Origin of the sequence: Actinopolymorpha singaporensis, assembly GCF_900104745.1 — a bacterium.
GTDB classification, from domain to species: Bacteria; Actinomycetota; Actinomycetes; order Propionibacteriales; family Actinopolymorphaceae; genus Actinopolymorpha; species Actinopolymorpha singaporensis.
The window spans coordinates 857,009-870,042 of sequence record NZ_LT629732.1 but is presented as its reverse complement, the minus strand read 5'-3'; the positions used below and the strand labels follow the sequence as shown (position 1 = coordinate 870,042).

Here is a 13,034-nt window from a genome sequence, read left to right as displayed (position 1 = left end):
GCGGTGACCGAGGTCGAGGACCTGCTGCGCACCCTGGCGCCGCGGGTCCTCGGCGCGGTCGTACGCAGGTACGGCCACTTCGACACTGCCGAGGACGCCACCCAGGAGGCCCTGCTGGCCGCCGCCACCCGGTGGCCGGTCGACGGCGTGCCGGACGACCCGCGTGCCTGGCTGGTCACCGTCGCCGCCCGGCGGCTCACCGACCTCCTCCGCAACGAGCAGGCCCGGCGGCGGCGTGAGGACGCCGTCGCCTCCTGGGTGCTGCCCGACCAGTGGCTGGCACCGCCCGCCGACCGGCCCGCGTCCGACACCGACGACTCGCTGATCCTGCTGTTCATGTGCTGTCATCCGGCGCTGTCGGCGGAGGGGCAGATCGCGTTGACGTTGCGCGCCGTCGGCGGGCTGACCACGGCCGAGGTGGCCCGGGCGTTCCTCGTCTCCGAACAGACGATGGCCCGCCGGATCGGCCGGGCCAAACAACGCGTCCGCGACAGCGGTGTCGCGTTCGGCATCCCGGCCGGGGCCGCACGCGACGACCGGCTGGCCGCCGTCCTGCACGTGCTCTACCTGATTTTCAATGAGGGGTACGCGAGTACGTCCGGACCCAACCTGCACCGCGTCGAACTCGCCACGGAGGCGATCCGGCTGACCCGGATGGTGCACCGGCTGCTGCCCGACGACGGCGAGGTGGCCGGGCTGCTCGCGCTCATGCTGCTCACCGACGCCCGGCGGGCCGCCCGGGTGGGGCCGGACGGCGAGCTCGTCCCGATGGACGAACAGGACCGCGGCCGCTGGGAGGCCGCCCAGATCGCCGAGGGGGTGCGCCTGGTCACCGCCGCGTTGCCCCGCGGCCACGCCGGCCCGTACCAACTGCAGGCCGCGATCGCCGCGCTGCACGACGAGGCGCCCAGCGCCGAGGAAACCGACTGGCCGCAGATCGCGGCGTTGTACGGCCTGCTGCGCGGTATCTCCGGCAACCCGGTGGTCGCGCTCAACCACGCCGTCGCGGTGGCCATGGTGGACGGTCCCCGGGCCGGTCTCGCCCTGGTCGGTGCGCTGGAGTCCGACGAACGACTGGCGCAGGACCACCGGCTGCACGCGGTCCGGGGACACCTGCTGGAACGCGACGGCGATCCGGCAGGCGCCCGGGCGGCCTACCTCGCCGCCGCGGACCGTACGTCCAGCCTTCCCCGGCAGCGATACCTCCGCGCCCGGGCCGCACGACTGGCCGACGTCGAGGCGTGACCTGCACCGCGATGTCGGCGGGGTCGCCTACGCTGCGGTCATGACGTCGGAGGAGACGCGCGACGGTGTGTCGCTGACCAACCTCGACCAGCCGCTGTTCGACGGCGCCGGGGCGACGAAGCGCGACCTGGTCGACTACCTCGACGCGATCGGTGACCGGATCATCGCCGAGCTCGCCGGCCGGCCGCTGTCGGTGGTGCGGGTGCTGCGCGGGCAGCAGCCGTTCATGCAGAAGAACCTCCCGAAATACACCCCGTCGTGGGTCCCCAGCGTCTCGGTGTGGGCCGAGGCGTCCAAGCGGGAGATCCGGTACGCGCTGTGCGACGACCGCCGGACGCTGCTGTGGTTCGGCAACCAGCGCGCCATCGAGTTCCACCCCACGCTGTCCCGCGCAGACAGCGTCACCCATCCGACCGTGCTCATCCTCGACATCGACCCGCCGGAGGGCGAGGACCTCGCCGCGGGGTTCGGGCTGGCCGTCGCGGCGGCGAAGCTGGTCCGGCAGGCGCTGGCCGACGCCGGCCTGGCCGGCGCGGTGAAGACCAGCGGCGCCAAGGGCCTGCACGTGGTCGTCCCGCTCACCACGGGGCAGGACGTCTGGGACGTCGCCGCCGCGACCCGGGCGCTCGCGGTGCGGGCCGAACGGCTCGATCCGGCCGTGGCGACCACCGCGTTCATCCGCGAGGACCGGGCCGGGAAGGTGTTCCTCGACTCCACCCGCGCCGGCGGGGCCACCGTCGTCGCGGCGTACAGCCCGCGGGTCCGGCCGGGAGTTCCGGTGTCCTACCCCGTCGGCTGGGACACCCTCGACGACGTAGCGCCGCGCGACTTCACCATTCACACCGTGCCGGAGCTGATCGGCGCGGGTGACCCCTGGGCCGAGGAGATGCCGGCACCGCAGACGCTGCCCGCCGACCTCGTGGCCGAGGGCCACACGATCCCGGTGGCGCGGGTCCAGGCCATGCACGAGGGCAAGCGCCGCGCCCGTGCCCGGCGCGGCGAGTCGTCCTAGACCTCCCGCGGTCGTAGTGCATCAAGCGGCTTGTTGGTCGGTGTTGCTGGCGGAGCGTCGAGCACGTAGTGGCTCAGATCCTCAAGCACCAGGTGACACACGTTCGATCGTGGAGTGAGTCAGCGACTCTCGTCGGTGCCGAGGATGATTTCGGCCAGGTAGGCATCGAGCTGGGTGATCATGATCTCGGGGGTCAGATGGCCGGCCAGTCGTTGGATGGACAGACCGTCGACGACGGCGTGCAGGCGCCGGGCGAGGACTTCGGTCGAGGCGGTGTGGGGAGCCAGCAGGCCCTCCGTGTCCAGGCTCCTGATGATCTGTAGACAGAGCCCGTACATGCTGTCGAAGTGGGTGCGCTGGACCTTGGCCAGGCGCGGATCGCTCAGGCCGAGCGCCAGGAAGGCGAAGGCGATCGCCGCCTCGGCGTGACGCTGCGCGTCGATCGGCATGGTTTCCAGGAGGGCGTCGCGGACCGCCTGATGGATGGTGCCGGTGTGCCTCATGTTGATGATTCGGGCCGCGACCCCCTGTATCACCTGTTCGCAGGCGAAGGCCAGCAGCTCGTCGCGGGTGGCGAAGTAGTGCCGCAGCGCGCCTGACGACCAGCCGGCCTCGGCGGCGACCGAGCGGATCGAGACCTCGTTCACCCCGTTCCTGGCGATGACACGGCCAACAGCGTCGGCTAGCTCCAGCCGGCGCGCCTCATGGTCCACGATCTTCGGCATCTGGCCATTATCGCACGACCGTGCTATTTTCTTTTTCATGCGCTCGTGCGAAATAGAGGGCCGGCTGTGATCTTCCTGGTCGTGGGTTGCGAGATCGCGTTCTGGGTGCTGCTGGTGACCGGTCTCGCGACCCGCTATCTCCTTCGCGCCCGGTGGCTCAGCAACGTCCTGCTGGTCAGCGTTCCGATGGTCGACGTGGTACTGCTCGCGGCATCGGTCGTCGACCTCCGCGGCGGCGCACCCGCCACAACCGCACACGGCCTGGCCGCGATCTACCTCGGCGTCTCGATCGCGTTCGGCAATCAGATGATCCAGTGGGCCGACCAACGCTTCGCCCACCGCTTCGCAGGCGGCCCGGTCCCCGTGAAGCCACCCAAGATCGGACGCGCCCACGCCGCCCACGAACGCGGCCAATGGCTTCGCCACCTCCTCGCCTACGTCCTGGCGGTGGCGGTACTGGTCATCTTCACGCTGCTCGTCGGTGACCTCCACCGCACCCTGAAACTGTGGTCGGTGATGGCTCCCTGGGGGATCGTGCTCGCAATCGACTTCGTGATCTCCTTCAGCTACACGATCGCCCCACGTAAGCGACGAAGCAACTGACTACCTGCCGCGATCCACGGCACCCGGCTCGTGCCCCGGATTGCCACCTAGGGTCCGGCGGCGTCGCGGAGCTCGGCCGGCAGCGGTTCGGCGTGGACGACGTGCAGGCTGGTGACCGCGCGGGTGAGGACGACGTACAACCGCGCCATCCCCCGCGGCTCGGCCGCCACGATCCTGGCCGGCTCGGCGACCACCACCGCGTCGAACTCCAGTCCCTTTGCCAGCATCGCGGGTACGCACACCAGTCGGGCCGTCTCCATCGCGTCGTCGGCGCTGCCGAGCAACGCCGACGGGAGACCCCTGTCCAGCAGGCCCGCGCGCAGGTCGGCGACGTCGGCGTCCGCCGCGATCATCGCCACCGAACCCTCTCCGGCCAGGGCGTTTCGGCAGGCATCGGCGAGGCTGTCAAGGAGGACTTGCGGGTCGGGGGAGTGGGCGGCACTGATCCGCAGCGCACCGGGCAGGGAACGGATCCCCGTCGGCCGGCCCAGGGCTGGCGCGATCGCAGGCAGCAGCCGGGCCGCGAAGTCGATGATCTCGCCCGGCACCCGGAACCCGCGTTCCAGCTCCACCAGCCGGGTCTCGGGCATCTCCAGGTGCTCGAACACCTGCTCCCACGAGCCCGTCGTCCACGGGGAGGTCGCCTGGGCGAGGTCGCCGAGAACGGTCGCGGAGCCGGTACGGCAGCGCCGGCCGAGTGCCCGCAGCTGCATGGCCGACAGGTCCTGCGCCTCGTCCACCACCAGGTGTCCGAGGGAACCCGCCCGGCGTTCGATCAGGTCGGTGAGCTCGTCGAGCAGGACCAGATCGGCCGGTGACCACTTCGCCGACTTCGCCGACCGTGGAGGTTTGGACCACGCCAGCTCGGCCTGCTCTTCCGCGGCGAGGTCGGCGCCGGCAGCGGCCGCGAGGAACTCCGTGTCGGACAACAGCCGGAACAGCACCTGCTCCGGCGTCACCTTCGGCCACACCTGGTCGACGAGCGCCTTGACCGGCCTGGACCGGGCCACGGCGTTCTGCACGCGGTCGTCGGGTGACTCGCCGCGGCGTTCCATCAGGACCAGCACCTCGTGTGCGATCCGCTGAGCGAGCGAGTTGCGTCCGGGGGCGTAGCGGGTCGCCCCGCGCAGTGACTCGACGATCTCCTGGACGGCGTAGTCGTGCACGCGGTAGCGGTTGGATCCCTTGGTGTAGAGGATTCCCTCGGTCGGCGTACCGACGTGCAGCCACAGCGCGCGCAGCAGAACCGCCGCCATCCGGGCATCGCCCTTGAGTTGCTCGGCCCGCGGGTCCCCGGCGACCGGGCCGGCCTGGCCGCGAGCGCCATGAGCGCCGGGGCTGCCGACCGTGCCGGCCTGGCCGAGCAACTCCTCGACGGTGGTCTGGCGTACGTCGACCTCACCGAGGGCGGGCAGCACCTTGCGGATGTAGGAGAGGAACGAGCGGTTCGGCCCGACGATGACGACGCCGCCGCGGCTGAGGCGTTCGCGTTCGGTGTAGAGCAGGTAGGCGATCCGGTGCAGGCCGATCGCCGTCTTGCCGGTGCCCGGTGCCCCCTGCACGCAGATGGACGGCTGCAGCGGTGCGCGGACGAGATCGTCCTGCTCGGGCTGGATGGTGGCCACGATGTCGCGCATCGGTCCGGTACGAGGCCGCTCGATCTCGGCCCGCAGGAAGGCGTCCGCGTCGGGCTTTCCGGCGTCCGACGACGTGCTGCCGTCGTCGAGAATCTCGTCGTCGTAGGCGGTGAGGTCGGCCGCGTCGGAGAAGCCGTAGCGACGGCGCCGGTGGACGCGCTGCCGGTCGGTACGGGTGGCCCGGTAGAACGGGACCGAGACGCGTGCCCGCCAGTCGATGACCAGCGGTGTACCCGCCTCGTCGTGGACGTGCCGGCGGCCGATGTGGATCCGGTCGGCCGCCTCTGCCACGGTCCCGGCGTCGTAGTCGATCCGGCCGAAGAACAGCGGGACGTCCGGCAGGTCGACCAGGGCCTGGGCGCGCAGCCAGCGGGCGCGGAGGTTCGACTCGTTGGTGAAGCGTTCGTCGTTGTCCTCCCCACCGATCAGCGGTGTCTCGGTGGTCACGACGTCCGCGTGCATGCGGCGCAGCGCCGCCCGGGCGGTGTCCAGGAAGGCGCGCTCGGCCCGGAGTTCCGGGTCGTGCGGCCGGTCGGGGTCGGCGGGTTCGGGGCCATGCGGTGTGCCGGGATGGTGCGGTGTGCCGGCGTCGGCGGACTCGCGCCGACCGGCCGGCGTGGTGACGTACTCGATCATCAGGACCTGGGCTCCTCTGGTCGTGAGGACGCGTGGGGAGTCGGACGGCCATGTGCCTGACATGACCGCATCTGCCGAGAGACGAAGAGATCGGCGGCCATCGACGAGGGTCCCGCCCCGGAAGAGGTCCGGTTCGATTCGATCCTTCGAGGATTACTCGAGAGCCACCCAGGAAGCCCGGTGACGCTACCAGGGCGGTCGGCGCCGCGCCAGCGGTTATTCGTGCCGGTCCGGTGGGTAACTCCCACGATGGCGGACACCTCCAGCTCCGTCCGCCGCGCGCCCGCGCCCGGTTGCTCCCGTCAGCCGGGCGCGGCGTACTTCTGTCGGGCTTTCGTCAGGCACCAGGGTGAGTTGGTCCACGCACGCTCGCACCCCGAACCCGTCCCGCTGGCAGCTGTCCCGGCAGTTGTCCCGGCGGCGGTTCCTGGGGTTCGGCGGAGGTGGCGCCGCCGCGGTGCTGCTCGGCACCGGGGTGTTCGTCGAGAACTCGGTGTCGTCACTCCCGCTCGGAGGTGCCGACCCCTTCAGCCTCGGCGTCGCCTCAGGTGATCCGGCACCGGACGGGGTGGTGTTGTGGACCCGGCTGGCGCCGGAGCCGCTGGCCGCCGACGGGAGCGGCGGGATGCCGCCGAGGCGGGTGCGGGTGGAGTACGAGGTTGCTGCGGATGAGCGGTTTCGAAGTGTCGTACGCCGGGGCCGGGTGGTCGCGACTCCCGAACTCGGCCACTCGGTGCATCCGGAGGTCGGCGGCCTGGAACCCGACCGGGTGTACTACTACCGGTTCCGGGTCGGCGGGACGCTCTCCCCGGTCGGGCGGACGAGGACGACGCCACCGGTCTCGTCCTCGCCGAGGGACCTGAACTTCGCCTTCGCCAGTTGCCAGACGTGGCAGGACGGCTTCTTCACCGCGTACGACCATCTGGCGCGGGAGGACCTCGACCTGGTGGTTCATCTGGGCGACTACATCTACGAACACGTGCCCGACCCCGACCGGCGCGGGGAGATCGCGGAGTCCTCGCTGAGGGCCGAGGTCTTCGACCTGCCCGGCTACCGACTGCAGTACGCGCTCTACAAGTCCGAGGCGCCGCTGCGGGCCGCGCACGCGAGCTTCCCGTGGGTCGTGACGATGGACGATCACGATGTGGAGGACGACTGGGCCGGCGACCACGCCGGAACGACCCCGGTGCCGAGCGCGGACCCGGTCGCGTTCCGCAGGCGGCGGGCGGCGGCGTTCCAGGCGATGTACGAGAACCTGCCGTTGCGCAGCGCACAAGTGCCGTCCGGGTCACACGTCCGCCTGCACCGGCGGCTGCCGTACGGCCGGCTGGTCGACCTCACCATGCTCGACACCCGGCAGTACCGGGACGACCAGCCGTGCGGCGGCGGGATATCTGCCACCTGCACCGAGCGGTTCGCCGCGAACAGGAGCATCCTCGGCGCCCGGCAGCGGGCATGGCTGCTGAGCGGTTTCGCGACCTCGCCGGCGCGGTGGCAGGTGCTCGGCAACCAGGTCCCGATCGGGCAGGGCGACCTCGACCCCGGCCCGGCCACGAAGGTGTCCCTCGATCCGTGGGACGGCTACGTCGCCGAGCGCAACCGGGTGCTCGGCGCCGCCCGGGACCTCGGCGTACGCAACCTCGTGGTGATCACCGGCGACCGGCACCGCAACCAGGCCCAGGACCTCAGAGCCGACTACGCCGACCCCGACTCGCCGACGATCGGCAGCGAGTTCGTGGGCACGTCCGTCACCACCCGCGGCGACGGCGAGGAGGTCGACGCGCGGGGGCGGCTGATGCTCGCCTCGAACCCGGACCTGAAGTTCTACAACGCCCGCCGCGGCTACGTCCGGGTGCACGTGGACAGGCAGCGGTGGCGCACGGACTTCCGGGTGCTGCCGTACGTCACCCGGCCGGGCGCACCGATCAGCACCCGCGCCACCTGGGTGGTGGAGGACCGCCGGCCCGGTGTCCAGGAGGGTTAGCTTGAGCGACCGCGACCGCGACCGCGACCGCGACCGCGACCGCGACCGCGAGCGCCCTCCACCAGGTCGGTGCAGCCGTCGAGGAGGCGTTCCAGACCGAACTCGAACAGCGCGTCCAGGTCGAGGTCGAAACCCTCCTCGGTGAGCCGGGCGAACGTGACCAACTGCTGTTCGGCGACGATCCGGTCGATGGCCGGCTGCTGGGCCGCCATCCATTCCTCGTTCGTGAGTCCGCTGGCCGCCTCCGCCTCCGTCTCGCTCTCCAGGTTGACGGCCGTGCCGCGCACGTAGTTGAACAACGTCAGGTGGATGGTGAAGGCAGCGCCCAGGTCGACCCCTTCGGCAAGCAGGCCGGCGAGGACCCATTCGGTGTACGGGAGGGCGTGCGGGGTCGCCTGCGGGCGCGTGATCGACATCGCGGGCGCGAGCCAGGGGTGCCGGCGGAAGATCGTCCACAGCGTCCGGGCCACCAGGTCGAGCCGCGCCCGCCATCCGTCCGGCGGCTCGGTGGGCAGTGGCGAGTCCGCCAGCACCGCGTCCATCATCCGCAGCAACAGATCGTCCTTGTCGCGCACGTGCCGGTAGAGCGACATCGTGGCGACCCCGAGGTCGACGGCGACCCGGCGCATCGAGACGGCGGCAACTCCCTCGGCGTCCGCGACGGCGATCGCCGCCTCGACGACGCGTTCGGTGGTGAGTGTCCGGTCGGCGCCCCCGCCGCGGCTGTCGGTGGCGCGGGTGCCGGCAGTGCGGCTGCCGGTGACGGCCCGGCCGGCCGTGCCCGTCCGGGTGCTCGCCCGGCCCCGCTCGGCGACCACGGTGCCGACACCTGGTACGGCCCGCACCAGGCCGAGGTGCCGGAGCTCGGTGAGTGCCTTGGTGGCGGTCGCCATCGCCACACCCCACTCGCGGGTGATCTCCCGGGTGGAGGGAACCCGCTCACCCGGTGCCAGCTCACCGGCCTCGATGCGGCTCCGGAGCGCGGCGGCGACCTCGCGGTACCGCGAAGCCGTGGGCGAAGCAGCCATCCGGGAGTCTCCCTCCTGTCGAGCCGTACTAGTGCACCGACACAGCGCTCAGCCTAGCGATACGTCGCCGGTCGGCCCGCCGGAGACGTGTGGCACAGACGCACACCGCAACAAGCTGCACTAGTACGGCCTCCTGGATTCCCTCGGAGATGAACGTGTTGCGTCGGTCCTGCGTACACCGTACAGTCACCTGCATGTCGAACAGAACAGTGCTCGTGTCCGGCGCCGGCGTCGCCGGCCCAGCCGCTGCGTACTGGCTACGCAGAACCGGCTACAGCCCCACCGTCGTCGAGCGCGCGCCGGCGCCCCGGCCCGGTGGTCAGGCGGTCGACCTGCGAGGCGCCGGCCGCACCGTGATCACCCGGATGGGCCTGATGGAGCAGGCTCGGGCGCTCGGCCTGGACCAGCGCGGCCTCGCCCTGGTCGACAAGCGGGGCCGGATCACCGCGCGGATGCCCGCGGACAGCTTCGGCGGCGAGGGCATCGTCTCCGAGATCGAGATCCTGCGCGGCGATCTCGCCGAGCTTCTGTACGACTACACGCTGCCCGACACCGAGTACCTCTTCGACGACACCATCACCGACCTGCGCCAGGACGGCGACGGCGTGCTGGTGACGTTCGAACGCGCCGAACCCCGCCGGTTCGACCTGGTGGTCGGCGCCGACGGGCTGCACTCGACCGTCCGCGCGCTGGCGTTCGGGCCCGAGGAAAGGTACGTCCGCCCGCTGGGCTGCTACACGGCGTGGTTCACCGCCCCCCAGGACTTCGCGCTGGACGGCTGGTACCTCATGCACAACGCGCCCGGCGGCCTGGTGGCGTCCGCCCGTCCGGGCCGCCTCCCCGGTGAAGTGAAAGCCGGGCTGAGCTTCCGCTCCCAGCCGTTGTCGTACGACCGACGCGACGTACGCAGCCAGCAGGACGTCATCGCCGCGAGGTTCGCGCGCGTGGGGTGGGAGGTCCCGCGCCTGCTCGCCGGGATGCGCACCAGCACCGACTTCGCGTTCGACTCGATCGGGCAGGTGCACCTCGACCACTGGTCCCGCGGACGGGTGGTCCTGCTCGGAGACGCCGGCTACTGCCCGACGCCGCTCACCGGGCTGGGCACGAGCGTGGCCCTGGTCGGTGCGTACGTGCTGGCCGGCGAGCTCGCCGCCGCCGGCGGCGACCACGTGGCCGCGTTCGCCCGTTACGAGGACCGGATCCGGCCCTACGTCCGCAGTGCGCAGGAACTCCCGCCGGGCGGCGTCTCGGGGTACGCGCCGATGAGTGCGCCGGCGATCTGGGCGCGTGGACTGTCGATGCGGTGGATGACGCGCTGGCCGATGCGTCCGTTGATCGCCCGGCAGTTCGCCAAGGCGGCCGACATCGAGCTACCCGAGTACGCGTTCGCAAGCGTGGGTTGACGAACCCCGGCATGGATGTGGCGACCCGGATCGGCCAGGCCGGTTCCAGCCAGACCGGTTCCAGCCAGACCGGTTCCAGCCAGACCGGTTCCAGCCAGACCGGTCGTGCGGCCTTGTTCCTCCCGGATCACGGTGAGAACGATGGTCACCGTGAGCACAACCCGCGGTGCGCAGGTGAAGGACGACGAGGCTCTGGACCGGCGGCACTGGCGGTGGGCAGTGCTCGCGTCGATGGCCGACTACATCGACGCCGGCTCGATCGTCGCGGGCTCGGCCGGCCTTGCCCTGTGGGCGAGCGCGTACAACCTGAGCAGTGGCGCGGTTGGGCTGATCGCGGCGTTCAGTTCGAACGCGATCTCGGCCGGGGTCGGTTGCCTGATCGGCGGCTGGCTCGGTGACCGGATCGGCCGCAAGCGGGTCTACCAGTGGGACCTCCTGGTGTACGCCTTCGGCACGTTGTTCGTCATCTTCTCGCCCAGCCTGCCAGGGCTGCTGGTCGGCTTCGTCATCGTCGGGCTGGCGGTCGGTGCGGACATCCCCACCTCGTGGACGCTGATCGCGGAGTTCTCCCCGGCGCGGGCACGCGGCAGGTTGCTCGGCCTCACCAACGTCTTCTGGTCGCTCGGCCCGGTGCTGACGCTGGCACTCGCCTGGGCGCTCGCACCCCTTGGTGTGCTGGGCATCCGGATCGTGTTCGCCCACCTGCTGGTGGTGGCGCTGGTGACGTGGTTCTTCCGCCGCGGGATGGTCGAGTCCGAACGCTGGCGCAACGCCGGCCGGTCAGCCGGCCAGGCGGTCGCGGGTGGCGCCCGGCAGGCGACCATGCGGCTGCGGGACTTCACCACCAGGGCGAACCTGCGGGCCTTCGCGTTCGTGTTCGCGATGTTCCTGCCGTGGAACCTCGTCGCGGGTACGGCAGGGTTCTTCTTCCCGTACATCCTGCGCACCGTCGGCGGCGCGGGCCAGGGGACCAGCGTCGCCCTGCAGGCGATGGGATTCCTCATCGTGTCGATCACCACGTCGGTGGTGTTCATGCCGCTCAGCGACACCCGGCACCGGCGGCTGCTGTTCGGGATCGGCGCGGCGTTGCAGGCGATCGCGTACGGCGTGCTGTTCACGTTCCCGCTCGGGGTGACGGTCGCCGTCGTCTACCTCGTGGTGAACAACCTCGGCAGCGGGTTCGGGCAGGGGCCGTTCTTCCGGGTCTGGTCCACCGAGTTGTTCCCGACACCGATCAGGGCGAGCTCGCAGGCGTTGCTGTACGGCGTGGTGCGGATCCTCATCGGTGGCTGGAGCTTCGTGGTACCGGTGCTCGCGGCGACCGGGTTCCACACGCTGGCGTTGATCCTGCTGTTGCTGCTGGTGGCCAGCGGCGTGGTAGGGCTGGTGTTCATGCCGCGGACGGCCGGCAAGACCCTCGAAGAGATTCAGGCCGAACGCGCGGCGGCCCGATGAGCGCGGTTCCTGATGCCGCCCCCTGCCGCGGCCTTCACCTGTCGTGGCGTTCAACGACCTGCCCGGCTGACGTGGTGGCGGGGAAGTAGCTGGTTGCGGCACGGGCCACAATGGCAGGGATGACCAGGCTGGCACCGCTTCACCTCCTGACCGGCGCGCCCGGCGTGGGCAAGACGACCTTGCTTCCGTATCTCCTCGAGGCGGCCGGCGGCGTGGTGGTCGCCGACATGGACGAACTGCTGGACGACGGCAACCTGCTCGGCGTCCCGATCGCGGTGCCGGAGGCCGCACCCGTCTGGCCTGCGTACAACCGGATGTGGGGACGCGTCGTCGGCCTGCCGCGGCGAGCCGGCCATCCGGTGGTGCTGCTGTGCCCGGTGCCGGACGCGGACGAGATCCCCGACGGCGCGCTGTGGGACGGCCCGATCCGGTGGGCTCTGCTGGACTGCGCGGACGACCTGAGGGTCAGGCGCCTGCAGGCACGGGGTTGGACGCAGGATCTCGTCGACGACGCGTTGGCAGACGCCGGCCAGGGGCGTTCGCTGATCCCGACGGTGTTCTCCACCGACGACCAGGATCCACGAGCGTTGGCCGAACGCGTACTCGCCTGGGCGAGAGGATGCGCCTGACCTCGGCCGGGCAATGATCCCGTACCCGCGGTGTGGTTCCGCCGGAAGGCGGGCGGTGAGGACCTCCCGGTGCCGGCAGGTGTCGCTGCGGTGGATCTGCCTGCACCTGATCAAGGAGTACGCCAGACACAACGGTCGGCGGCCTCTCGTAGGGTCTGCGTCATGGCACTGTCTGTGAACGAACGACAAGAGTTTCTTGCCGAACCGCACGTCGCCGCGCTGGCGGTGGAAGCGGAGGATGGTCGCGGACCGCTGGTGGTCCCGATCTGGTACCAGTACGAGCCCGGCGGCGAGGCCTGGGTGCTGACCGGAGTGCATTCCCGCAAGGCGCGGTTGATCGAGGCCGCCGGCCGGTTCTCGCTGATGGTCGAGCGCGTTCAGCCCTCGGTGCGCTACGTCTCCGTGGAAGGGCCCGTCACCCGGACCAGTCCGATGACCGACGAGCAGCAGGAGGAGATGGCGAGGCGATACCTCCCACCGGAAGTGGTGAAGGGCTACATCGAGATGGCGAAGGCCGAGCACGGCGAACAGCTCGTCGTCGCCATGCGGCCGGAGCGTTGGCTGTCAGCTGACCTGGGTTCGTTCTGACCCGGTTTGCCTGACGTGCCGTCGAGTCCCAGGAGCCCGTCCCCGGCCCCCGGGCGGGCGAGGTGGCGTACCGCGCCCGCGTCCGGTAG

12 protein-coding genes are annotated in these 13,034 nt (G+C 71.1%); 9 read left to right on the top strand and 3 right to left on the bottom strand.

Annotated elements, in window-relative coordinates; genetic code table 11:
• Positions 1-3: 3 nt before the first annotated feature.
• Positions 4-1,245: an RNA polymerase sigma factor gene (locus BLU27_RS04005; RefSeq protein ID WP_092650640.1), complete on the top strand. Its 1,242-nt coding sequence runs from the start codon at positions 4-6 to the stop codon at positions 1,243-1,245.
• Between the two features lie 40 nt (positions 1,246-1,285).
• A complete protein-coding gene (locus tag BLU27_RS04000; RefSeq protein WP_092650638.1) occupies positions 1,286-2,257 on the top strand; it encodes a DNA polymerase domain-containing protein in 972 nt (323 codons plus the stop codon).
• Positions 2,258-2,376: 119 nt separating this feature from the next.
• Here BLU27_RS04000 and BLU27_RS03995 read toward each other — a convergent pair whose 3' ends face one another.
• The gene (locus BLU27_RS03995) at positions 2,377-2,982 is read right to left on the bottom strand and encodes a TetR/AcrR family transcriptional regulator (protein WP_092650636.1); all 606 of its coding nucleotides are present in this window, start codon (positions 2,980-2,982) and stop codon (positions 2,377-2,379) included.
• A 66-nt stretch (positions 2,983-3,048) separates the two neighbouring features.
• Here BLU27_RS03995 and BLU27_RS03990 point away from each other — a divergent pair, with 66 nt between their 5' ends.
• Positions 3,049-3,585 (top strand): 2TM domain-containing protein, encoded by a 537-nt coding sequence (locus tag BLU27_RS03990; RefSeq protein WP_092650634.1) that lies wholly within the window; start codon positions 3,049-3,051, stop codon positions 3,583-3,585.
• A 47-nt stretch (positions 3,586-3,632) separates the two neighbouring features.
• On the opposite strand, the gene BLU27_RS03985 is transcribed toward BLU27_RS03990, so the two are convergent.
• On the bottom strand, positions 3,633-5,858 hold the full coding sequence (locus BLU27_RS03985; RefSeq protein ID WP_092650632.1) for a HelD family protein: 2,226 nt from the start codon (positions 5,856-5,858) through the stop codon (positions 3,633-3,635).
• A gap of 349 nt (positions 5,859-6,207) precedes the next feature.
• Here BLU27_RS03985 and BLU27_RS03980 point away from each other — a divergent pair, with 349 nt between their 5' ends.
• Entirely contained in the window at positions 6,208-7,842 is a 1,635-nt protein-coding gene (locus tag BLU27_RS03980) for an alkaline phosphatase D family protein (protein WP_241827773.1), read from the top strand.
• Here the strand turns inward: BLU27_RS03980 and BLU27_RS03975 are convergent.
• On the bottom strand, positions 7,839-8,870 hold the full coding sequence (locus tag BLU27_RS03975) for a TetR/AcrR family transcriptional regulator C-terminal domain-containing protein (protein ID WP_092650630.1): 1,032 nt from the start codon (positions 8,868-8,870) through the stop codon (positions 7,839-7,841). The genes BLU27_RS03980 and BLU27_RS03975 overlap by 4 nt on opposite strands.
• 194 nt (positions 8,871-9,064) lie before the next feature.
• Between BLU27_RS03975 and BLU27_RS03970 the strand changes: the two genes are divergently transcribed.
• From BLU27_RS03970 to BLU27_RS03950, 5 genes are all read left to right on the top strand, one after another.
• A complete protein-coding gene (locus tag BLU27_RS03970) occupies positions 9,065-10,273 on the top strand; it encodes an FAD-dependent monooxygenase (RefSeq protein ID WP_092650628.1) in 1,209 nt (402 codons plus the stop codon).
• Positions 10,274-10,423: 150 nt separating this feature from the next.
• Positions 10,424-11,728, top strand: coding sequence for an MFS transporter (locus tag BLU27_RS03965; RefSeq protein ID WP_197681670.1), 1,305 nt, complete (start codon positions 10,424-10,426; stop codon positions 11,726-11,728).
• Between the two features lie 119 nt (positions 11,729-11,847).
• Complete coding sequence (locus tag BLU27_RS03960; protein WP_092650624.1) at positions 11,848-12,357, top strand: DEAD/DEAH box helicase family protein; 510 nt, start codon at positions 11,848-11,850, stop codon at positions 12,355-12,357.
• 13 nt (positions 12,358-12,370) lie between these two features.
• Positions 12,371-12,535 carry a mycothiol transferase gene (locus BLU27_RS31090; protein ID WP_092650622.1) on the top strand — a complete coding sequence of 55 codons (165 nt, stop codon included), beginning with the start codon at positions 12,371-12,373 and terminating at the stop codon, positions 12,533-12,535.
• A complete protein-coding gene (locus tag BLU27_RS03950; protein ID WP_092650620.1) occupies positions 12,520-12,945 on the top strand; it encodes a pyridoxamine 5'-phosphate oxidase family protein in 426 nt (141 codons plus the stop codon). The genes BLU27_RS31090 and BLU27_RS03950 overlap by 16 nt, the downstream gene beginning before the upstream one ends.
• Positions 12,946-13,034: the final 89 nt, after the last annotated feature.

Coding starts and splice junctions, on each gene's coding strand:
- BLU27_RS04000 (WP_092650638.1), top strand. CDS start 1,286: ATGACGTCGGAGGAGACGCGCGACGGTGTGTCGCTGACCAACCTCGAC.
- BLU27_RS03995 (WP_092650636.1), bottom strand. CDS start 2,982: ATGCCGAAGATCGTGGACCATGAGGCGCGCCGGCTGGAGCTAGCCGAC.
- BLU27_RS03985 (WP_092650632.1), bottom strand. CDS start 5,858: ATGATCGAGTACGTCACCACGCCGGCCGGTCGGCGCGAGTCCGCCGAC.
- BLU27_RS03975 (WP_092650630.1), bottom strand. CDS start 8,870: ATGGCTGCTTCGCCCACGGCTTCGCGGTACCGCGAGGTCGCCGCCGCG.
- BLU27_RS03970 (WP_092650628.1), top strand. CDS start 9,065: ATGTCGAACAGAACAGTGCTCGTGTCCGGCGCCGGCGTCGCCGGCCCA.
- BLU27_RS03960 (WP_092650624.1), top strand. CDS start 11,848: ATGACCAGGCTGGCACCGCTTCACCTCCTGACCGGCGCGCCCGGCGTG.
- BLU27_RS31090 (WP_092650622.1), top strand. CDS start 12,371: ATGATCCCGTACCCGCGGTGTGGTTCCGCCGGAAGGCGGGCGGTGAGG.
- BLU27_RS03950 (WP_092650620.1), top strand. CDS start 12,520: ATGGCACTGTCTGTGAACGAACGACAAGAGTTTCTTGCCGAACCGCAC.